Raw genomic sequence first — 21,006 nt, 5'->3', positions numbered from 1 at the left:
GAAGTGAGGTGTAATCTACGGACTTGCAGACCGCTGAAAAAGCGACGATTCTGCAAGCCAGCCTTGAAGGAGATTCAACATGAGTCGGCCTCCTTTGCATGCCCTGCAGGGCTTCGTGATCGCCGCCCGTGCCGGCAACCTGTCGCGCGCGGCCGAGGCCCTGCACCTCACCGTGAGTGCGCTCAGCCACCAGATCCGCGGGCTGGAAGAACGCATCGGCCAGCGCCTGTTCGTGCGCGTGGCGCGCGGCGTCGAACTCACTGCCGATGGCCAATGCCTGTTCGACCGGGTATCGCCGCATTTCGATGCGATCGAACAGGCGCTGCAGCCGTACCGCGCGCGCCGCGACGATGTGTTGACCATCACCCTGATGCCGTCGTTCGCCTCGAGCTGGCTGGTGCCGCGACTGCCGCGCTTCCTCGCCGCGCATCCGCAGATCGAGATCAACCTGCAGTCGACGGTCAACAAGGTCGACTTCGAACGCCAGACCGACATCGACGCGGGCCTGCGCTACGGCCCCGGCACCTGGCCGGGATTGTGCGCAGTGCACCTGTTCGACGACTGGGTGGCGCCGACGGTGAGCCCGGAGCTGCTGCAACGGCTCGGGCATCCGACCCTGGAAACGCTCGGCGACTTCCCCTTGCTGGGCGCGCCGGGCGGACGCTGGAGCGACTGGTTCGAGCACTTCGGCGGCACCGCGCCCAAGCGCTTCGTCGCCAACTTCGACGACTCCGAAACGCTGCACCGCGCCGCGGTGGAAGGCCTCGGCATCGCCCTCGGCCGCCTGACCCTGACGCGGCCGATGGTGGAGGCGGGGCGACTGGTCACCCTGTTCGAGGAGCGGCTGCAGGCCGAGTTCTCGCACTACCTGGTGTTTCCCGAACGCTCCGAGCGCCATCGCGGCCTGCAGGCGTTCCGCGACTGGCTGCTGCAGGAAGCGCAGGACTACGCGGCCTCGGCGGAATGCGTGCTTGCGCGCGCGAAGGGGAAAGGGAAAGAGCCGCGCAAGGTCGCGATCCCCAAGGCGGCGCGCAAATCCGGCACGGCTTGAGTGCGCCTGGCCTGTACGCGCTTGCCTGGAATAGGTGCGGACAAGGGATGCGATGGCGATCATCGCGTCCTTGGGGGTAGGCTGCGCCCACTTTCCGCATGGAGCTCCGCCGCATGAAACGCCTGTTGCTCGCCGCCCTGATCCCGGCCGCACTCGTCGCCTGCACGACCGCAACCCCGGCCGCAAGCGCCGAAGTCCACGCCGCCACCGCTGCGCCCGCGGCGTCTGCCGACATGGCCAGCATCGACGCCGCGCTCGCCGGCAACTGGCGCGATGCGAAGAACAGCGCGCGCGACCAGTACCGCCACCCGCGCGAGACACTGGCGTTCTTCGGCGTCGGTGCCCACGACACCGTCATCGAGATCACGCCCGGCGGCGGCTGGTACACCGAAGTGCTCGCGCCCTACCTGCGCGATGGCGGCCACTACGTCGCCGCGGTATGGGACGACGCAATCCCCGGCCAGCCCGGCTACCGCTACAACCTCAACAAGACGCTGCGCGCGAAGATCGCGGGCAACCCGGCGGTGTACGGCACGCCCGACGTGCGCGTGTTCGATCCGAAGGCGCCGGTATTCGGCCCGGCCGGCTCCGCCGACACCGTCCTGACCTTCCGCAACGCCCACAACTGGGTGGCCGACGGCAATGCCGATGCCTACTTCAAGGCGTTCTTCGACGTGCTCAAGCCGGGCGGCACGCTTGGCGTGGTCGACCACCGCGCCAAAGCCGGCGCGGACCTGGAAACGATGAAGAAGTCGGGTTACCTGACCGAGGCGCTGGTGATCGGCTATGCGACCAAGGCCGGCTTCGTGCTCGAGGCGAAAAGCGAGGTCAACGCCAATCCCAAAGACACCACCGACCATCCCAATGGCGTGTGGACGCTGCCGCCGAACAACAACCACGATGCCGCCGACGATGCCAAGTACAAGGCCATCGGTGAAAGCGATCGCATGACGCTGCGCTTCCGAAAGCCGCGCCGCGACTGACTGCAGTTGCGATGGAGTTCGTGCCGTCGCAACGGCCGGGGACAGTCAAGCGACGGCGCTTTTCCAAAATCAAAGATGCTCATCGCCTTCAACAAACCCTATGGCGTGCTGTGCCAGTTCACCGACAACAGCGCGCCGGCATCGGGCAAGCCGGCGCGGCGCACGTTGGCCGGATTCGACTTGCCGGCCGGCGTGTACGCCGCCGGCCGGCTCGACTTCGACAGCGAGGGGCTGCTCCTGCTCACCGATGACGGTGCGCTGGCGCACCGCCTGACCGATCCGAAGCACAAGCAGCCCAAGACCTACTGGGTGCAGGTCGAGGGCGACCCGAGCGCGGAGCAGATGGAAGCGTTGCGCCGTGGTGTCGAACTCAATGACGGCCGCACGCGTCCCGCGCGGTGCCGGCGCATGGAGGCGCCCACGCTATGGCCGCGCGACCCGCCGGTGCGCTTCCGCAAGACCGTGCCCGATGCCTGGCTGGAACTGGGCATCGGCGAGGGCCGCAACCGGCAGGTGCGGCGCATGACCGCCGCGGTCGGATTGCCGACGCTGCGGCTGGTGCGCGTGGCCATCGGCCCGCACCGGCTCGATGACCTGGCGCCGGGCGCCTGGCGGCAAATACACGGTCTTCACGGGACGTGACGAATCTTTCCTGACTCGTTCATATAACTGACTGCGCCGACTCCGGGCATTCTGCTACTTTCAAGGGCCGGTTCCATCGGCACGTGAAGGCTTGGAGGCTTTCGCCATCCCATGAATCCCGTCGCCCAACACGGCCGCATCCTTGTCGTCGACGACCAGCCGGTCAACCTGCGCGTGGTTACCAGCCTGCTGGAACGCCAGGGCTACGAGGTTGTCGGGGCCGGCAATGGCGATGAAGCACTGGCGCGTTATCGCGAAACCGCGCCGGACCTGGTCCTGCTCGACATGATCATGCCCGGCATGGACGGGTTCGATGTACTCAAGGCACTGCAGACCTTGCCTCCGCCGGTGGCGCCGGTGGTGTTTGTCACCGCAGCGCAGGATCGCGACATGCTGTTGCGGGCATTCGACGCGGGCGTGGTCGATTACGTGACCAAGCCGTTCCTGCCCGAGGAACTGCTGGCGCGCGTGAATACCCACATGGGCCTGAAACTGGCGCGCGACCGCCTCGCGCGAGTCGCGTCCGAGCGGGAAGAACTGGTGAACCTGGTCGCGCACGACCTCAAGAATCCGCTGAGCAGCGTGCTGTTCGCGAGCGAACTGCTGCTCAGCGACAACTGCAAACCCGAACGCGTGCCGCACTACTTCACCCTGATCCGCGAAAGCGCGCAGGATGCGCTGGGTTACATCCGCGAATACCTGGAGTCGCGCGAGGGCGCGGCGGCGCCGCGTACCGACACCAGCGCGGGCCTTGCCGATGCGCTCGATTGGCTGCTGCGGCGCTACAGCATGCAACTGGATGCGCGCGGCATCCGCGTGGTCACGGTGCCGCCGCCGGCGGGGGCGCGCGTGGCGATCGACGAACGCGTGCTGCGCCAGGTCGCCGAAAACCTCGTCTCCAACGCGCTCAAGTACGCGCCCGACTGCGAACTCACCCTGGCCGTGCGCACCGGCGCACCGGGCTACTGGCAGCTGATCGTCGCCGATCGCGGTCCCGGCATTCCGGCGGCGCAACAACGCCTGTTGTTCAAGCCGTTCACGCGACTGCAGGACGGCAACGACGGCATCTCGTCCGGCCTGGGCCTGGCGCTGGCCAAGCAGATCATTGCCAAGGCCGGCGGCCAGCTCTGGTACGAGACGCGCGAAGGCGGTGGCGCAAAGTTCGTGATCGAACTGCCGGAAGCGACCACCTGCGTACCCGCGATGCCGGTCGCAGCGGGCAAATGAGCACCTGCCGGCCATTGCCGGAAGTCCCACCGCAACCTGCCACCCCATCGCTTCGCGCGTTTCGCCGCCGGCTCAGGTATCCGCCGACCTCTCCGTGCTGGCGCGCGACGCGCGTCCACCCGCGCGCGTCGTCCGCGTGCGTTTCGCGCCATTGCCGCGGCGCGCATCGACGCGCCGTGCGTTGCCTTCGATCGGCTCGCGTTCGCTATTGCCCTGTTCCGCGCGCTTGGCGCGCTGACGCGCCGCAAACCAGAGCACGCCTGCGCCCACGACCGCGGCCGCGACCAGCGCCGGATTGCGGCGGGCGAACTTGCCCGCCACGCGCGCGCCGGTCTTGAGCACGCCCAGCTTCGCACCCGCTTCCAGGAGATGACCGGCCTTGGGCAGGGCCTGGCGGACGTTGTCGCCCATGGAGCCCGCCAGTTCCAGCGCACGCTCGGAAATCGATTCAAACCTGTTCATGGTGCCCTCGGCGGCGCGTTCGAAAACAGACCGCCAGTATCCGCGTGGATTCGTGGACTCGGCGTGAGCGGTTGCCGCAGGCGCGATCAGCGCCGATCATCGGCGGCAATCTCCTGCATCGCGGCCCGCCATGATCCGCCTTCTGTCCCAAGTACTGAATGCCGGTGAACTTCAGGCCGTGCGCGAACTGCTGCCCCAGGTGGGATTCGGCGACGGACGCATCACCAACCAGTCGTCGCAGGTGAAACGCAACCTGCAGGCCTCGCAGGAGGACCCGGTCAACGCCCGCATCGCGCAACTGGCGCGCGATGCCCTGGCCCGTCATCCCGACCTGCGCATCCACGCGATGCCACGCACGATGGCGCGGGCCACGGTGGTGCGCTACGAGCCGGGCATGACCTACGGCTGGCACGTGGACGAGGCGCTGTTTCCGTCCACGCCGCCCATGCGCAGCGACTTGTCGTGCACGATCTTCCTCAACGAGCCGACGGAATACGACGGCGGCGAACTCATGATCCAGCTTGGCGCGCAGGAACTCGCCTACAAGCTCAATGCCGGCGACGCGATCCTGTATCCGTCCACCACCATCCACCAGGTGGCACCGGTCACGCGCGGCGTGCGCATCGCCGCGATCACCTGGCTGCACAGCTGGATCGCGGACGCGAGCCAGCGCGAACTGCTGTCGCAGCTCGACGAGGCCCGCGCGATCGCCGTGCGCGGCGCCGCCCCGGGCGATCCGCGCCTGCAGGTGTTGCTGGAATCGCTGAAGACCAACCTGTTCCGGATGTGGGCCGACACCTGAGGGCCGTCGCGCGGCCTTGGACGCGATGACCTAGACGGCGATGTCCTGGAGCAGCGCCTGCAGCTGCGGGTGCCGTCGCGCGAGGTCCGCGACCCAGTCCGCGCCTTCCTGCACTTCGTCCGCATGGCGCTGCAGCGACAGCGCCAGGTCGTGGGCGCGATCATCGCGGCCGTAGCCGTGGTCCTGCGCCTTGGCGTAGCGATGCCAGGCAGGTGAAGCCAGCGCGTCGGCGACGGCGGCCGGATCCAGGGCGAGGTGCGCGGCAATGGCATGCAGCTCCGCTTCCGCCTGCGCGAGCAGGCGTTCGAAGTCGACGCGCAACGCCCGCTGCGGGTACGCGCGGGCGATGGCATCGAAGCGGATGCGTTCGGCCAGCCAGCCCATCGCGCACTGCTGCGGCAGCGACAGCGTATGCAACAGCACGCCGTCGCCGAAGCCGCGCCGGTGCAGTTCGTGCAAGCGTTCGGCCGCCGCACTTGCGGCATCGCGCACCGAATCGGGCGACTTCAGCAGCGTGGCGAGATAGGGGCGCAACGGCATGTCCAGCAGCACCGCGCGCGCTGGCGGCCGCGCCTCCAGCAACGGCGCGATCAGGCCGTTGCAGCCGCTGGTGGCCTTGACCACGCTGCGGCCGTGGCCAGCGAACGGACGCGACCAGGCATCCCACAACGCGTGCAACACGCGCGGCGCTTCGGCCGGCGACAGCCGCGATTCGGGCGTGTGCAACTGTGGCCAGGCTTCGGCCAGGGTCCGCAACGGCAGGGGTTCGCGCAGGCCCTGCACCTGCGGCCAGCTTTCGAGCAGGCGGCTGAGCAGGGTCGAGCCGCAGTGGCCGATGTGGAAGATGGCATCGGCGCAGGCCGCGGGCGCGGGGGCCTGCGTCAGCAGCGCGTCGAGCGGCACCCAGCCGCCATCGGCGCGCGCCGGCAGCGCGCGTTCGTCGAGGAAAGCGGCGTCATGCCGTTGCGCCGGCGTCAGTCGTACCAGCAGCACGCGGCGCGCGACGAGGTCGAGCTTGAACGGCAGGAATTCGGGGTCGGTGAGCGGCGTCATTCGCGCAGTGTAAGGCGCCGCGTCACCCTCACCGCTGCGACCATGTCAGCGCCGCCGCCGCGGCTGTCTGCGCGCGGCAACCGATGCGTCGTTTTCCAAACGCGCGGCTTCACCCGGATCCAGGGTCGATGCAATCACGTCCCACGTGGCTTCGCGCGATGCGTCGCCGTCGCACTCCAGGGATCGTCGGGCCATGGATGCCTTGGATAGCGGCCCTTCATTTCCTTCTTCACCTCCGGATAAGTGCGGTCCCAGAAGCTGCGCAGGTCGCGGGTGATCTGCAGCGGCTTGCCGCCGGGCGAGAGCAGATGCAGCGTCAGCGGCACGCGGCCCTCGGCGATGCGTGGCGTATCCGCCAAGCCGAACAATTCCTGCAGCTTCACCGCGAGCACCGGCGCTTCCGGCGTGCCTTCGCCGTCGGCGCCGCTGGCGTCGAAGCCATAGCTGATGTGCCGCTCCAGGCCGGAGGGCACGACGATCCGCGTCGGCGCGAGCGCATCGATCTTCTGCCGCAGCGCCCACTCGACACCCGACTTCAGCGCCTCGCCCAGCGCCTGTTCGTCGAGGGCGTCGAGGCGGGTCTTGCCGCTCAGTGCCGGTTTGAGCCATGCATCGAGCGTCGCCAGCAACGCGGCATCGGAGAGGTCGGGCAGGGTGTCGGCGAGTTCCGGCATCCATGCCCGCAGGCAGCGCACTCGCGCGCGCCACTGCTGCAATGCTTCGGTCCACGGCAACGCCGCCAGGCCGAGCTGGCGCACCGCATCGACCAGTGCGTCGGCATAGCGCGACGGGTCCGGCTTCGCCAGCGGTTTGCTTTCGAGGACGATGCGGTCGAAACGGGTTTCGCGCACGGCCGCTATCCCGCGCAGGTTCGCATCCCAGACCACGCGATCCTCGCGGGTGAAACGCTGCGGGAAATCGCGGTGCAGCCTGGCCTCGTCCACTGGCGCCGCGCGGAGCACGCGCGCGTCGCGGGCCTCGTCGCGCAGTTCGCTGATGACGATCCACGGCTCGCCGTACAGCATGCTGTCGTCGTACAGCCTGGCGCTGCGGCCGTTGGCGAGCTGGTAGCGGTAGGGATCGGACGGGTGCTGCCTGGCGATGCGATCGGGGTACGCGTGCAGCAGCACATCGCCGATCGCGTGCGCGGGCAGGTCCGCCCGCGGCGGGACGTCGACGCGGAGGCGGCGGCGCCACTGCTTCGCCGCCTGGTCGAGCGCGGCCAGCGCCGAACGCGACGCATCGGCCGTCACGCGCCCGTGGCGAAACGCGGCGAGCGCCTGCCAACGTTCGGCCAGCGCATCGCTGCGGCCGCCTCCGTTGCGTGCCAGCAGGGGATCGCGCGCTTCGATCAACGCGGCCAGATCGCAGGCGAGGGCGCGTTCGTCCGCGTCCGCCGGCGCCAGCAGCACCGCGGCCAGGCGCGGATGCGTGCCGAGCGTGAGCATGCGCCGGCCCAAGGGCGTGATCGCATCGCGATCGAGCGCACCCAGGCGATGCAGGAGTTCGCGCGCGGCCGCCAATGCGCCCGCGGGTGGCGCGTCGACGAAGCGCAGCCCGGCATCGCCCCACGCGGCGAGCTCCAGCGCCAGGCCGGCCAGTTCGACGTGGGCGATTTCCGCGCGACGTTGCGCTTCCAGGCGCTGCGATTCGGGCCACAACCGGTACGCGAAGCCCTCGGCGACGCGACCGGCGCGGCCGGCGCGCTGGTCGGCGGAGGCCTGCGCGATGTTGACGACATCCAGGCGGGCGAAGCCGCTGTTGGGGTCGTAACGCGGCTCGCGCGCGAGGCCGCTGTCGATCACCACGCGCACGCCCGGCAGGGTGACGCTGGATTCGGCGACGTTGGTCGCGAGCACGACGCGGCGATGGCCGTCGGGATCCGGCTGCAGCACACGCGACTGCTGCTCGACCGGCAACTCGCCGTGCAGCTGCAGCACGTCGGCGCGGCGCGCGGTGTCGCCGGCGGCGAGCGCGGCGTCGGTGCGCGCGATCTCGCGCTGCCCCGGCAGGAACGCGAGCACGTCGCCGGGGTGCGCGGCCAGCGCGTGTTCGATCGCGCGCCTGACGTGGTGTTCGAGCTTTTCCTCGCGCCGGGCGGCGAAGTGCGCAACCGTCACCGGATGGCTGCGCCCGGCGCTGCTCAGCCGCGGCGCATCGAGGAAAGTGGCCAGGCGCTCGCCGTCCAGCGTCGCCGACATCACCACGATGCGCAGGTCCTCGCGCAGCGCGGCCTGCACGTCGAGCGCCAGGGCGAGGCCCAGGTCGGCGGACAGGTGGCGTTCGTGGAATTCGTCGAACAGCAGCGCGCCGATGCCCTCCAGGGTCGGATCGTCCTGGATCAGGCGGGTAAGGATGCCTTCGGTGACGACCTCGATCCGCGTCGCCGCCGACACCCGGTTCTCGAAGCGGATGCGGTAGCCGACGGTGCCGCCGACGTCCTCGCCGCGCTGTTTCGCCATGAACTGCGCGGCCGCGCGCGCCGCCACCCGGCGCGGCTCGAGCATCACGATCTTCCTGCCTGCGAGCCACGGCGCGTCCAGCAGCGCAGGCGGCACCTGCGTGGTCTTGCCGGCGCCGGGTGGCGCCTCGAGCACCAGGCGCGGATGCGCCGCCAGCGATTCGCGGATACGCGGCAGCAGTTCGTCGATGGGAAAGGCGGCACGGTTCACCCGCACAGTCTAATCGGCACGCTCCGGTAAACTTCGCTGATGGCGCCGCGATCACCGTGGCGCACAAGCACATTCCAACGCGCCGCAGCGCGCCACACGGGCGAACTGCGTGGAACCGCACCACCACGATGACTCCAATGAAACTGATCGACATCGGCGCCAACCTCACCCACGACGCCTTCGATCCCGACCGCGACGCGGTGCTGCAGCGTGCGCGCGACGCCGGCATCGTGCAGATGGTGGTCACCGGCGCCAGCCGCGAGCATTCCCCGCAGGCACTCAAGCTGGCCCAGCGCCATCCCGGCGAGCTGTTCGCCACCGCCGGCGTGCACCCGCACCACGCCAGCGAATACACCGCCGAATGCGACGCGGAGATGCGCGCGCTGCACGCGCATGCCGAGGTGGTGGCGGTGGGCGAATGCGGGCTCGACTATTTCCGCGACTTCTCGCCGCGCCCGTCGCAGCGGCGCGCATTCGAACTGCAGCTGCAGATTGCCGTGGAAACAAAGAAGCCGCTGTTCCTGCACCAGCGCGACGCGCACGCCGATTTCATGGCGATGATGCGCAACTTCGATGGCCGCCTCGGCCCGGCGGTGGTGCACTGCTTCACCGGCACGCGCGCGGAGCTGTTCGACTACCTCGACCAGGACTGGCACATCGGCATCACCGGCTGGCTGTGCGACGAGCGCCGTGGCCAGCACCTGCGCGAGCTGGTGCCGCATATCCCCGCCGACCGCCTGATGATCGAGACCGATGCTCCGTACCTGCTGCCGCGCACGGTGAAGCCGGCGCCGTCGCATCGCCGCAACGAACCCTTCTATCTCGCCCACATCGTCGAAGAGCTGGCGCGCGACCGCGGCGAAAGCATCGAAGTCACCGCGGCCAACGCTACCGCCGCTGCGCGCGCGTTCTTCCGCCTGCCGGCCCCGCCGGCGGTGTAGCCCGGCCCGGGCTCGCTGTCCGGAAGCGCTGCCGGGACCGTTGTGTCAGCGGCCACCCTGTGCGTGCATGGACGGCACGACCGCCACTCCGGAATCCGGGCGGGTGAACACTACCTGCACCTGGTCGGCACCGCGGCGACAGGCGCGGCTGCCCGCGATGACCATGCGATGGTGCACATGTGCAACCGGGTCGAACACGCTGATGCCGTTGTAATGCGCGACTTCGCGCAGGGTCGGCCACGTCGCATTCGCACACTCGACCGTCACCACCGCGTGTGGCTGGGTGGTTTCGACCGGCCCGAGCGTGCGCGGCTGCGATGGCGCACGATCCTGCGGTGGTGCCGCAGCGGCCGCCAGCGGAAGGGCCAGGACCAGGGAAAGCATTGCCATTGCGCTGTTCATTGTCTTCTCCCGGACGAACGCCGTGGTCGCCGAGCGGCACGGCGGTGAGCACGAATTGGTTGTCGCCTGACGCCGCTCGCTCAGCCCACGTGCCTCAGCGGATCGCCACCCGGCGGTCGAGCGTGGGTGCGGTCGGTTCGATCACCAGCAACAGCGTCCCGCCATTGGCCTGGCAGCTGCGCTGCACCCGAACCATGGTGCGGGACCGCATGCTGTAAGCGAGGGTGAAGTTGTCGATCGCGGCGAGGCGGGCGAAATCCTGCTGGTTTGGCAGGTTGATGTGCGCGCAATCGATCTCGATGACTGCGGGTTTTGCCTCTTCGGCGAACGCGGTCTGGGCGGCGGCCGCGACCACCAGCAGCGGTACGAGTATGGATGTCGTCTTCATGACGCGCTCCCGAATCGGCCTGTGCAATTGGGAATACGGGATTTTCATGCCCCGATTACCGGCGGTGGGCCACGCCGGTGCGAGTCCGTTGTGCGCAACGCATTCATGCAAATGAAAACGGCCCGCATAGGGCGGGCCGTTGGTCGATCACCGGGCGACCGGACTCAGCTGACGACGCCACCACTGCGCTTGTCGCGGCTGAAGAAACCCAGGACCTTCTTGAAGAACGCACCGACCACCAGCACCAGCGGAATCAGCAGCTTCTTCAGCCCCAGCAGCAGTGCACCCAGCTTGGCGAACAGCCCCGCCTTCGCCGCGATGCCGCCGCCGATCAGCGCGGCGATGCCATAGGCGGCGACCTTGTCGGACGACTTGTCGTAATCGGCATAGCGGGAGCCGGCATCGAACTCCACCATCGGCAGCAGCTGCTGCATGCCCGTTTTCACTTCCGCCAGTTCATCCATGCGCGCGACGGCGTTGAGGCTGAGGTAGCCGCGGCGGCCGAGCACGCGGATGTCGTAGTTGACCGTGCGGTGTTCGGACCCCTCGCCCTGCAGCTCCTTCGCCCAGTACAGCTTCTTGCTGGCGGCGTCGTAGTGCGGCGGCTCGGCCCAACCGACCAGCGAGATCGCGGAATAGCCGGCTTCCTTGCGCGCTTCGTTGTCTTCCTTGTCCGCGTCCTTGAGGTCCTGCAGCATTTCGGCGTAGTCGATCTTCGCCGCTTCCTCGTCGGATACGTAACCGTCGTCGGAGTACGTCACCACCACCGCCCAGCCGGTGTCGTCGAGCACGCCACGGCCCTTGGGCACGATCATGCCGAGCACGCTGTCATCGGGCGGGTTTCCCCACAGCTGCTCGAGCACCTTGCGCGCGTCGGCGGCACCGAGGTAGCGGAAATTCTCGTCGAGATCGAAACGCGCCTTGGCCTCGTCGACCGCAACCTGGCCGTCGCGCCATTGGAAGCTGGAAACAATGGCGCGCGCTTCCTGCTCCTGTTTCGTTTGCGATTCCTGCGCCTGCGCGCCCATGGCCACGGCCAGCAGGCCGAGCAGCATCCACTTCAGCTTCATTGGTGTCCCTGGAATGGGCGTCCCCACGCCCCTGCCTCCAGTCTGGCAATCGCGTGCCAAAGCCGCAAGGCGTGTTTGTCGTGCGCGGCATGCGTGGCGGCCATGCCGCCACGCGCACGGGTCAGCTGCGCAGCCCGACGCCGCGCTTGAGCAGCCACAGCGCCAGTGCACTCAATCCCACGATGAAAGCCAGCATCAACACGAACGCCGTCCACATCGATACGTCGCTGATGCCGAGCAGGCCAAAGCGGAAGGCATTGACCATGTAGAACACGGGATTGAGGTGCGTCGCGGCCTCGGCCCAGGCCGGCAGCAGCTTCACCGAATAGAACACGCCGCCCAGGTACGTCAGCGGCGTGAGGATGAAGGTCGGCACGATCGCGATGTCGTCGAACTTCTTCGCGTACACCGCGTTGACGAAACCGGCGAGCGAGAAGATGGTCGCGCCCATCAGCACCGTGGCGAGGGTGATGAAGGGATGCGGCATGCTCACGCGGGTGAACAGCATCGAGATCGCCAGCACGATCGCGCCGACCATCAACCCGCGCAGCACCGCGCCGGTAACGTAGCCGCCGAGGATGACCCAGGTCGGCATCGGGCTGACCAGCAATTCCTCGACGTGGCGGCCGAACTTGGCGCCGAAGAAGCTCGAGGAGATGTTGCCGTAGCTGTTCTGGATCACGCTCATCATCACCAGGCCGGGGACGATGAAGTCCATGTAGCGGATGCCGTCCATTGCCTGGACCTGGCGCCCGATCAGGCCGCCGAAGATCATGAAATACAGGGTCATGGTGATCGCCGGCGGCACCAGGGTCTGGCCCCAGATGCGCAGGATGCGGGTGACCTCGCGGCGAACGATGGTGCCGTAGGCGGTGAAGTTGCGCTGGGTCGTGGTGGCTTCGGCGAGCTGGTCTGCGGTCGAGTTCATGCGGACTGCTCCGGTTGCACCTGCACGCCGTTGACCGGCGGGCTCTTGTCCAGGTTCTCGCTGGTCAGGCGCACGAACAGTTCCTCCAGGCGGTTGCTCTTGGTGCGCATCGAGCGCACGCGGATGCCGGCATCGTTCAACGCGGCGAATACGCGGTTGAGGTCCATCGCGCGCGGCATCTCCACGTCCAGGGTGTGGTCATCGGTGGCATGCATGGTGGTGCCAGGGAACGCCGATAGTGCTGCCGGCAGCGACGATGGCAACGTGCCGTCGATGTCGAACAGGAAGCCCTCGACGTCGAGCTTGGCGAGCAGCGCCTTCATCGGCCCTTGTTCGACGATGCGGCCCTTGTCGATGATCGCCAGGTTGCGGCACAGGCTCTCGGCTTCCTCGAGGTAGTGCGTGGTGAGGATGATGGTGGTGCCGGCGGCGTTGATTTCCTTCAGTGTCTTCCACATGCCGCGGCGGATCTCGATGTCGACGCCCGCGGTGGGTTCGTCGAGGATCAGCAGGCGCGGCCGGGTCATCATCGCGCGCGCGATCATCAGGCGCCGCTTCATGCCGCCCGAGAGCGTGCGGCTCATCATTGCCGCCTTCTCCCACAGGTGGGCGCGGCGCAGTTCCTCTTCGGCGCGTTGCAGCGCGACCTCGCGCGGCACGCCGAAGAAGCCGGCGTAGTTCACTAGGATGTCGAGCGGCTTCTCGAACATGTTGAAGTTGAGTTCCTGCGGCACCAGGCCGATCAGGCGCATCGCCTCGTCGCGCTGCTTCAGCAGGTCGGTGCCGAAGATCGACACCGAGCCGCTGCTGAGGTTGACCAGCGAGCTGACGATGCCGATCAGCGTCGACTTGCCGGCGCCGTTGGGGCCGAGCAGGGCGAAGAAGTCGCCGGGCTGCACGTCGAGGGAGACGCCCTTGAGGGCCTCGACCTTGGTGTCGTAGGTCTTGCGCAGGTCACGGACCGACAGCGCGGGGGCGGCCGTGGCCGCAGGGGATTCAGTCATGGGGGGCATTCGTGGAAGCGGTCCTGTCTCGTGCCCGGCGCCGCGAGCGGCGTGGCGATCCCCGGTAGTATAGGCGGCCCGGTGGCGAGGCCTTTCGCCACGCAGTGTTCCATCGACCGGCAGAACCCTGCCCTTACTCAAGTAGCTGCCCGTGGCCATCCAGCACTTCCCGCTCAAGCTCGTCTCGCGCCGCATGCTGGCGCCCACCGTCGGCCACTACACGTTCGTGCGCGGCGATGACCAGCCGCTGGACTTCATCCCCGGCCAGTTCATCCAGGTGCACTTCACCTACGCCGACGGCACGGCGACCAAGCGCAGCTATTCGCTGGCCACCATCCACGACCACGCGCTGGGTCCGGGCGAAGGCGTGGAGATCGCGGTGAGCTACGTGACCGGCGGCGCGGCGACGGCGCTGTTCGAGGGGCTGGACGAAGGCGCGACCGTCGACGCCAGCGGCCCGTTCGGTCGCTTCTGCCTGATGCCCTCCGACAGCAACAAGCGCTACCTGCTGATCGGCACCGGCACCGGCGTCACGCCATACCGCGCGATGCTGCCGCAACTGGAAACGCAGATCCGCCAGCGCGGCGTGCAGGTGGTGCTGCTGTTCGGTGCGCGTACGCCGATCGAGTTGCTGTACGGCGACGAGTTCCGCGCCTTCGCCGACAAACATCCGAACAACTTCCGCTTCGTGCCCTGCCTGTCGCGCGAGCTGCCCGCGGCCGATTCGGCGCACGCGCACAGCGACGTGCGCCATGGCTACGTGCAGCAGTTCCTCGCCGAATTCGCCCCGGATGCGGCGCACGACATCGCTTACCTGTGCGGCAACCCGAACATGGTCGACGCCTGCTTCGAGTCGCTGAAGGGCTATGGCCTGCCGGTGCCGCAGATCCGCCGCGAGAAGTACGTCAGCAGCAAGTAAGCGAGAAGTACGCCAGCAGCAAGCGGCGGATCCCTGCAAGAAGTACGTCGGTGGCAGGCGGGCGGCGGATCGCGCGCCGCGCCAAATCTGCCATGCGTCACGTTTTCAGTTTCACCGGTCTCTGTCATCCTCGCGCGGTACCAGCCGCACACCACAGGGACCCATGCGACTTCGAACAAGGATTCTGCCCGCCGCGCTCGCGGCGGCCACGCTGCTGGCTGGCTGCCAGCCCACCCCACCGGCCAGCGCCGCCGGCGACGCGTCCACCCGTCCGTACGGCCGCATCGCCTTCAGGCCATGCGTGCTCACCAGCGAGCAGGGCCTGCCGCCAGTGGAAGCTCAGTGCGCGAGCTTCCCGGTCGCGGAAGATCCCGCGCAGCCCGACGGCCGCAGGATCGCGCTCAACATCGCCTGGCTGCCCGCAGACAACAAGGGCGGCGGCACGCCCGATCCGGTGTTCTTCCTCGCCGGCGGCCCCGGCCAGGCGGCGACGGACTATGCCAGCCCGATCGACATGGCGCTGAACGAGGTGCGCAGGCAGCGCGACATCGTGCTGATCGACCAGCGCGGCACCGGCAAGTCCAATCCGCTCGACTGCCGCGATGCCAAGGGTGCGCCGCTACCGCTGGATGACAGCGCGGTGCCCGACGAAGCCGCGCTTTCGGCCTATGTCGGCCAATGCCTGAAGTCGCTGCAGGGCCGCGCGGATCCGCGCTTCTACACCACCGGGGAAGCCATCGCCGATCTCGACGCCGTGCGCGCCGCGCTGGGCGTGGAAAAAATCAACGTGATGGGCGGCTCCTACGGCACGCGCGTCGCCCAGCAGTACGCCATGCATTATCCGCAGCACACGCGCAGCGTCGTGCTCGACGGCGTCGCACCCAACCGGCTTGTGGTCGGTGGCGAGTTCGCGCAGCGCCTCGACGAAGCGCTGCGGAAGCAGGATGCGCAGTGCGCGAAACTGCCGGCGTGCAAGGCACGCTTTGCCGGCGCCAGCGGCGGCGATCTGATCGCCCGCCTGCATGCGCTGAAGGCGCGGCTCGCCGCGACGCCGGTACTGGTGAGCTATCACGATCCCGACAGCAACGCGCTCAAGCAGGACACGCTGACCGCCGATACGCTGATTGGACTGGTGCACGGCGTGTCGTATGTGCCGCAGTTGAGTTCACTGCTGCCGCTGGTGGTGAGCGAGGCCGAACAGGGCCGCTACGAATCACTGATGGCGATCGCCAAGGTGTGGAGCGGACAGGTCGGCGACCAGCTCAATCGCGGCATGCAGTGGTCGGTGGTCTGCGCCGAAGACGCGCCGCGCTACCGGCCCGATCCCGCCGATGCCGACACCGTGCTCGGTCCCGACATGGCGCGCATGTTCTTCGCCGCGTGCCCGCAGTGGCCGCGCGGGAAAGCGGCGGCCGACTTCACCGCGCCCTTCAAGTCCGATCTGCCGGTGCTGGTGATATCGGGCGAACTCGACCCGGTGACCCCACCGGTGTACGGCGACGAGGTGGTGAAGAACCTCCGCCACGGACGCCATCTGGTGTTGCGTGGCCAGGGCCACGGCGGCATGGGCGTGGGCTGCATGCCCAAGCTGCTGGGCCGTTTCTTCGAGACCACCGATGCGAAGGCGCTCGATGCCACCTGCCTCGACAGCCTGAGCTACGTGCCGCCGTTCACTTCCTTCAACGGCTGGGAGCCGTGAGCGGCCTGCGCCTGCCAGGCCTGCTCATCCAGGGATTGCCTACATGATCAACGCAAACGATTTGCACAAGAGTTTCAAGACGCGCACCGGCGTGGTGAACGCTGTGGATGGTGTCAGCTTCGCCGCGCGCGATGGCGAGATCACCGGCCTGCTCGGCCCCAATGGCGCCGGCAAGACCACCACGCTGCGCATGCTCTACACGCTGATGACGCCCGACCGCGGCAGCGTCAGCGTCGACGGCATGGACGCGGCGCGCGAACCCGAAGCCGTGCGCCGCGCCCTGGGCGTATTGCCCGACGCGCGCGGTGTCTACAAGCGCCTGACCGCGCGCGAGAACATCGCCTACTTCGGCGAGCTGCATGGCATGTCGAAGGCGGACATCGCCAGCCGCACGCAGGTGTTGTCGAAGGCGCTCGACATGGGCGACATCCTCGATCGCCAGACCGAGGGTTTCTCGCAGGGCCAGCGCACCAAGACCGCGATCGCGCGCGCCCTGGTGCACGACCCGAAGAACGTGATCCTCGACGAGCCGACCAACGGCCTCGATGTCATGACCACGCGCGCCATGCGTGCGTTCCTGCAACAGCTCAAGGCGGAGGGCCGCTGCGTGATCTTCTCCAGCCACATCATGCAGGAGGTCGCGGCCCTGTGCGACCGCATCGTGATCATCGCCAAGGGCCATGTCGTCGCCGCGGGCAGCGCCGACGAACTGCGTGCGAAGTTCGGTGAGAGCAACCTGGAAGACGCCTTCGTCAAGGCCATCGGTTCGGAAGAGGGCCTGCACGCATGAAGACCCAGAAGAAGACCGGCTTCATGACCACCATGGTTGCGGTCATGCGCAAGGAACTGCGCGACATCTCGCGCGACCGTCGCACCCTGATGCTCGCGCTGCTGCTCGGTCCACTGCTGTATCCGGTGCTGATGCTCGGCGTCGGCAAGATGGCCGAGAGCCGCACCAAGACCGAACTCGACAAGGTGCTGGAAGTGCCGGTGATCGGCGCCGAGCGTGCGCCAAACCTCGTGGCATTTCTTGCTTCGCGCGGTATCAAGGCAGTCACGCCGCCGCGCGATCTCGATGCGGCGATCTCGAACCAGACGGTCGACGTCGCATTGAGCATCGATGGCGACTACGCCACTCACTGGCGCGATGGCGGCACGGCCAAGATCGAGATCGTCGCCGACAGCACGCGCAAGGCCGCCGACATCCCGATGGCGCGCCTGCGTTCCGCGCTCGAGGCCTATAGCGGCCAGGTGGGCAGCCTGCGCCTGCTCGCGCGCGGCATCGACCCGGGCATCACCAAGCCGCTGAGCATCGGCAACCGCGACCTTGCCTCGGCCGAGGCCAAGCGCGGCGCGTTTGCCGCCGCGCTGCTGCCGTACCTGCTGATCCTGACGTCGTTCCTGGGTGGCGCAAACCTGATCATGGACGCGACCGCAGGCGAACGCGAACGGCAGTCGCTGGAACCGCTGCTGGCCACGCCGTCGGCGCGCAGCTCGATCGTCAGCGGCAAGATCGCCGCGGCCTGCGCGATGGGCGTCACCTCGCTACTGCTGACGTTGCTGGCATTCAAGCTCAGCGCGCAGTTCGCCGGCAATGCCGGGCAGACGATCGATGTCGGCTTCATGGCGATGGGGAAGATGCTGCTGGTGCTGCTGCCGATGCTGTTCATCGGTACCTCGCTGCTCACCTACCTGTCGGCAGCGGCGAAGAGCATGAAGGAAGCGCAGAGCCACATGATCTGGCTGATGCTGATGCCGATGGTCCCGACGATCATGCTGATCGTGAATCCGTTGAAGGAGCAGTCGTGGCAGTACACGGTGCCCTTCCTCGCGCAGAACCAGATGCTGCTGAAGGTGATCCGCGCCGAATTCATCCCGATGCAGGTCTGGGGCATCTACCTCGCCGCGGGCTTCGGGCTGGCGGCGGTGCTGTGGTTTGCGGCGGTGCGGCGTTATCACCAGGAGCGTTTGGCGATATCGGGGTGAGCCAGGCCGTTTGCGCGGCACTGCCGCGCGGCCTGGCGAACGCCCGACCACGGATGGCCGGGCAGGACGTTCCGAAGCCGGATCTGCGATGCCATGGATGGCAGCCGGAACCAGATAAAAAAAGCCCGGCGGAAGCCGGGCTTTTTCGTATTGCTCACTGGTGAGGGCGCTTCCCCGGCCCGGCGCAGCGCGCCGGGCGTTCGCGCAGATGCGCGGCAGTGCCGCGCAAGCAATCTGCGCTCACCCCTGCGGGTTAAAACTGATCTCGCGACGCGTAGTAACCGGCGAGGCCACCGGCTGGAAGCGCCAGCGGCGGACGGCGTTGACCGCTTCGCGATCGAACACGCGGGCCGGGTTCGAACGCACCACGCGCGCGGCGGTGACGGTGCCGTCGGTACCGACCGTGTACTCGACCAGCACCGAACCGGACTGGCCGGCGCGCAAGGCTTCCGGCGGGAACTTCGGCGCCGGCATCGAGATCGGACGCAGGTCCGATGCACTCGGGGCTGCGGCCGCGGACGACGCGGCACGCTGCTCGGCGGCGCGGCGGTCGGCTGCAACCTTGTCGGCAGCGGCCTTGTCGGCGGCAGCCTTGTCGGCGGCGGCCTTGTCCGCGGCGGCCTTGTCGGCGGCCTTGTCCGAAGCGGCCTGCTGCGTCGCCAGTTTCTTCGCGGCCTCTTCCTGCTGCTTCTTCTGGTCGGCCAGGCGCTGGTCTTCGAGCGCCTTCTGGCGCTTGGCTTCTTCTTCCGCGGTCAGGGCCTGCGCGCGCTGGGCGGCGGTGGCCTGCTGGGCGGCGATGCTGGCCTTGAGGCGGGCGAGCGCCGGGTGCTGCGGATCGGCCTTCTCGAGCAGGGCCGACAGGCGGTTGGCTTCGCTGAAGTCGTCGCGGTTGACGCTCTGCTCGATCGCGATGACGGTCATCGGCAGCAGGTCGGTCAACGCGCTGGCGACAGCGGCGTCAGCCTGGGTCTTGTCGCGCAGGGCGAGGTAGTACTCGACGGCGTTGTCGCCGGCCGGCGCGTACAGGCGGTTCTCGGCATAGGCCTTGCTGGCGGCTTCGCGCAGCTGGTCGGCGGTCATGGCGGCGACCTGCGACGACACCGCGGTGGCCGGTGTCGGCGCCGGGGCGGTGGCTGGCGTGGCGGCGGTGGTGGCGGCCTGCTCGGCGGGCTGGTCCTTGCCGCACGCGGCGAGCACGAGACCGGCGGCGAGCACGGCAATGAACTGGAGCGTGGCGGGCCGGCGCATCGGCCGGGCCTCGGAATGGTTCGAAATCATGTTTTTAAGTCCCCTGGAGTGCGGCGAATCAAGGTGCGCACAGCGCAAGTGACACCCGCCCCGTGACCTTTGTCAAGCGCGCAATGGGTTCAGGTTTGCGAGGGTCGCGGGACCCGGCGAGATTTGCGACGCCGTTTCACTTTCCGATGCAAAAGCTGGAAAAAATGTGACCAAGAAGGTCATCCGCGCGGACATGGCCGGTGATTTCACCGAGCGCGTCATGGGCCTGGCGCAGCGACTCCGCGGCGAGGTCGAGGGCCTCCTGGTCGAGCTGCGCGCGCGCGAGCGCGAATTCGTCCCGCGCCTGGCGCAGGGCATCGACATGGCGCGCACGGGCGGTGAACGCGCCCTCGCCTGCCGCGCCTTCCCCCTGGGCCAGCGCGCGCAGGCGCGCGTGCAGGGCCTCCAGTCCCTGGCCGGTGCGCGCGGACACCTGCAGGTGCTCGACATCGTCGCCGGGGCTGGCCACCGGCAACAGGTCGGCCTTGTTGTGCAGCCACAGGCGCCGCGGAACGCCGGCGATGGCATCGGCAACCGCGCCGCGTCCGGCGTCCACGTCGCGAGCGTCCAGCACCACGATGGCGAGATCGGCGCGTTCGAGTTCGCCGCGCGCGCGTCGCATGCCTTCGCGTTCGATGGCGTCGCCGCCTTCGCGCAGGCCTGCGGTGTCGACCAGGGTGAGTTCGACACCGTCGATGCGCACGACCTCATGGAGCAGGTCGCGCGTGGTGCCGGCGATGTCGGTGACGATGGCGCGATCGCTGCCGGCGAGCGCATTGAGCAGCGAACTCTTGCCGGCATTGGGTGGACCGACGATCACCGCATGCAGGCCATCGCGCAGACGCCGGCCGCGTTCGGCGGCCCCCAGCAGGTCGTCGAGCGCCTGCATTGCGGCGGCGCAGCGTGCGCGCAATTGCGCGCCGCCAAGGGTGTCGATGGGCTCGTCGGCGAAATCGATCGCGGCTTCGACGTGCACGCGGATGGCGAGCACGTCCGCGGCGAGGGCATCGACCCGGCGCGAGAATTCGCCTTCGAGCGCGCGCCTTGCCGCGCGCGCGGCGTTGGCATCGGCGGCGGCGATGAGGTCGGCGACGGCTTCGGCCTGGGCCAGGTCGAGCTTGCCGTTGAGGAAGGCTCGCTCGCTGAACTCGCCGGGGCGGGCCCGACGCGCGCCGAGTTCGACGCAGCGTTGCAGCAGCAGCTCGAGCACGACCGGGCTGCCGTGCGCCTGCAGTTCCACCACGTCTTCGCCGGTGTAGCTGGCGGGCGCCTTGAAGAACAGGGCGATGCCATCGTCGATGGTGTCGCCGTCTTCGTTGTCGAAGCGGGCGTAATGCGCATGGCGTGGTTTCAGGTGCAGGCGGCACAGTGTTGCGGCGACTGCATGCGCGCGCGCACCGGACAGGCGCACGATGCCGACGCCTCCCGCGCCTGGCGCGGTGGCGATCGCAGCTATGGTGTCGCGGCTGGCCAGGCTCATGGGCTTATCGTCGCAGATG

Annotated in this window: 20 protein-coding genes; 10 read left to right on the top strand and 10 right to left on the bottom strand. The window is 68.4% G+C overall.

Features of this window, described 5'->3' with window-relative positions:
- Positions 1-79: 79 nt before the first annotated feature.
- The 4 genes from ACXJJ9_RS10455 (at position 80) to ACXJJ9_RS10440 (ending at position 3,903) form a co-directional block, all read left to right on the top strand.
- Entirely contained in the window at positions 80-1,051 is a 972-nt protein-coding gene (locus ACXJJ9_RS10455) for a LysR substrate-binding domain-containing protein (RefSeq protein ID WP_457097118.1), read from the top strand.
- Positions 1,052-1,164: 113 nt separating this feature from the next.
- On the top strand, positions 1,165-2,034 hold the full coding sequence (locus ACXJJ9_RS10450) for a class I SAM-dependent methyltransferase (RefSeq protein WP_457097117.1): 870 nt from the start codon (positions 1,165-1,167) through the stop codon (positions 2,032-2,034).
- A 75-nt stretch (positions 2,035-2,109) separates the two neighbouring features.
- Positions 2,110-2,676 carry a pseudouridine synthase gene (locus tag ACXJJ9_RS10445; RefSeq protein WP_457097116.1) on the top strand — a complete coding sequence of 189 codons (567 nt, stop codon included), beginning with the start codon at positions 2,110-2,112 and terminating at the stop codon, positions 2,674-2,676.
- Positions 2,677-2,787: 111 nt separating this feature from the next.
- Positions 2,788-3,903: a hybrid sensor histidine kinase/response regulator gene (locus ACXJJ9_RS10440; protein ID WP_457097115.1), complete on the top strand. Its 1,116-nt coding sequence runs from the start codon at positions 2,788-2,790 to the stop codon at positions 3,901-3,903.
- A 72-nt stretch (positions 3,904-3,975) separates the two neighbouring features.
- Here the strand turns inward: ACXJJ9_RS10440 and ACXJJ9_RS10435 are convergent, their stop codons facing one another.
- Positions 3,976-4,365 carry a hypothetical protein gene (locus tag ACXJJ9_RS10435; RefSeq protein WP_457097114.1) on the bottom strand — a complete coding sequence of 130 codons (390 nt, stop codon included), beginning with the start codon at positions 4,363-4,365 and terminating at the stop codon, positions 3,976-3,978.
- Between the two features lie 130 nt (positions 4,366-4,495).
- Between ACXJJ9_RS10435 and ACXJJ9_RS10430 the strand changes: the two genes are divergently transcribed.
- Entirely contained in the window at positions 4,496-5,167 is a 672-nt protein-coding gene (locus ACXJJ9_RS10430; RefSeq protein WP_457097113.1) for a Fe2+-dependent dioxygenase, read from the top strand.
- A gap of 30 nt (positions 5,168-5,197) precedes the next feature.
- Here the strand turns inward: ACXJJ9_RS10430 and ACXJJ9_RS10425 are convergent, their stop codons facing one another.
- Entirely contained in the window at positions 5,198-6,220 is a 1,023-nt protein-coding gene (locus ACXJJ9_RS10425; protein WP_457097112.1) for a hypothetical protein, read from the bottom strand.
- 134 nt (positions 6,221-6,354) lie between these two features.
- Entirely contained in the window at positions 6,355-8,892 is a 2,538-nt protein-coding gene (gene hrpB, locus ACXJJ9_RS10420; protein ID WP_457097111.1) for an ATP-dependent helicase HrpB, read from the bottom strand.
- 137 nt (positions 8,893-9,029) lie between these two features.
- Here hrpB and ACXJJ9_RS10415 point away from each other — a divergent pair, with 137 nt between their 5' ends.
- Entirely contained in the window at positions 9,030-9,833 is an 804-nt protein-coding gene (locus tag ACXJJ9_RS10415) for a TatD family hydrolase (protein ID WP_457097110.1), read from the top strand.
- A gap of 45 nt (positions 9,834-9,878) precedes the next feature.
- Here the strand turns inward: ACXJJ9_RS10415 and ACXJJ9_RS10410 are convergent, their stop codons facing one another.
- The 5 genes from ACXJJ9_RS10410 to ACXJJ9_RS10390 form a co-directional block, all read right to left on the bottom strand.
- Positions 9,879-10,223, bottom strand: coding sequence for a hypothetical protein (locus tag ACXJJ9_RS10410; RefSeq protein ID WP_457097109.1), 345 nt, complete (start codon positions 10,221-10,223; stop codon positions 9,879-9,881).
- Positions 10,224-10,329: 106 nt separating this feature from the next.
- Positions 10,330-10,623, bottom strand: a complete 294-nt coding sequence (locus ACXJJ9_RS10405) for a hypothetical protein (RefSeq protein WP_457097108.1) — start codon at positions 10,621-10,623, stop codon at positions 10,330-10,332.
- 164 nt (positions 10,624-10,787) lie between these two features.
- The gene (locus ACXJJ9_RS10400; protein ID WP_457097213.1) at positions 10,788-11,651 is read right to left on the bottom strand and encodes a DUF2167 domain-containing protein; all 864 of its coding nucleotides are present in this window, start codon (positions 11,649-11,651) and stop codon (positions 10,788-10,790) included.
- 163 nt (positions 11,652-11,814) lie between these two features.
- Positions 11,815-12,621, bottom strand: coding sequence for an ABC transporter permease (locus tag ACXJJ9_RS10395; protein ID WP_457097107.1), 807 nt, complete (start codon positions 12,619-12,621; stop codon positions 11,815-11,817).
- Entirely contained in the window at positions 12,618-13,625 is a 1,008-nt protein-coding gene (locus ACXJJ9_RS10390; protein ID WP_457097106.1) for an ABC transporter ATP-binding protein, read from the bottom strand. Before ACXJJ9_RS10390 ends, ACXJJ9_RS10395 begins: the two co-directional genes overlap by 4 nt.
- A gap of 151 nt (positions 13,626-13,776) precedes the next feature.
- Here ACXJJ9_RS10390 and ACXJJ9_RS10385 point away from each other — a divergent pair, with 151 nt between their 5' ends.
- The 4 genes from ACXJJ9_RS10385 to ACXJJ9_RS10370 all read left to right on the top strand — a co-directional run bounded on the left by ACXJJ9_RS10385 (position 13,777) and on the right by ACXJJ9_RS10370 (position 18,229).
- Positions 13,777-14,544, top strand: coding sequence for a ferredoxin--NADP reductase (locus ACXJJ9_RS10385; protein WP_457097105.1), 768 nt, complete (start codon positions 13,777-13,779; stop codon positions 14,542-14,544).
- A 163-nt stretch (positions 14,545-14,707) separates the two neighbouring features.
- Positions 14,708-16,243, top strand: coding sequence for an alpha/beta fold hydrolase (locus ACXJJ9_RS10380; RefSeq protein ID WP_457097104.1), 1,536 nt, complete (start codon positions 14,708-14,710; stop codon positions 16,241-16,243).
- Positions 16,244-16,286: 43 nt separating this feature from the next.
- On the top strand, positions 16,287-17,033 hold the full coding sequence (locus ACXJJ9_RS10375) for an ABC transporter ATP-binding protein (protein WP_457097103.1): 747 nt from the start codon (positions 16,287-16,289) through the stop codon (positions 17,031-17,033).
- Positions 17,030-18,229 (top strand): ABC transporter permease, encoded by a 1,200-nt coding sequence (locus ACXJJ9_RS10370; RefSeq protein WP_457097102.1) that lies wholly within the window; start codon positions 17,030-17,032, stop codon positions 18,227-18,229. Before ACXJJ9_RS10375 ends, ACXJJ9_RS10370 begins: the two co-directional genes overlap by 4 nt.
- 240 nt (positions 18,230-18,469) lie before the next feature.
- Here ACXJJ9_RS10370 and ACXJJ9_RS10365 read toward each other — a convergent pair whose 3' ends face one another.
- Complete coding sequence (locus tag ACXJJ9_RS10365; RefSeq protein WP_457097212.1) at positions 18,470-19,477, bottom strand: energy transducer TonB; 1,008 nt, start codon at positions 19,475-19,477, stop codon at positions 18,470-18,472.
- A 166-nt stretch (positions 19,478-19,643) separates the two neighbouring features.
- On the bottom strand, positions 19,644-20,987 hold the full coding sequence (mnmE, locus tag ACXJJ9_RS10360) for a tRNA uridine-5-carboxymethylaminomethyl(34) synthesis GTPase MnmE (protein ID WP_457097101.1): 1,344 nt from the start codon (positions 20,985-20,987) through the stop codon (positions 19,644-19,646).
- Between the last annotated feature and the right edge of the window lie 19 nt (positions 20,988-21,006).

The sequence above is a fragment of the Lysobacter sp. P5_B9 genome, from assembly GCF_054049835.1.
The sequence above is the reverse complement of the archived record's forward strand: the minus strand, read 5'-3'. Positions and strand labels throughout refer to the sequence as shown.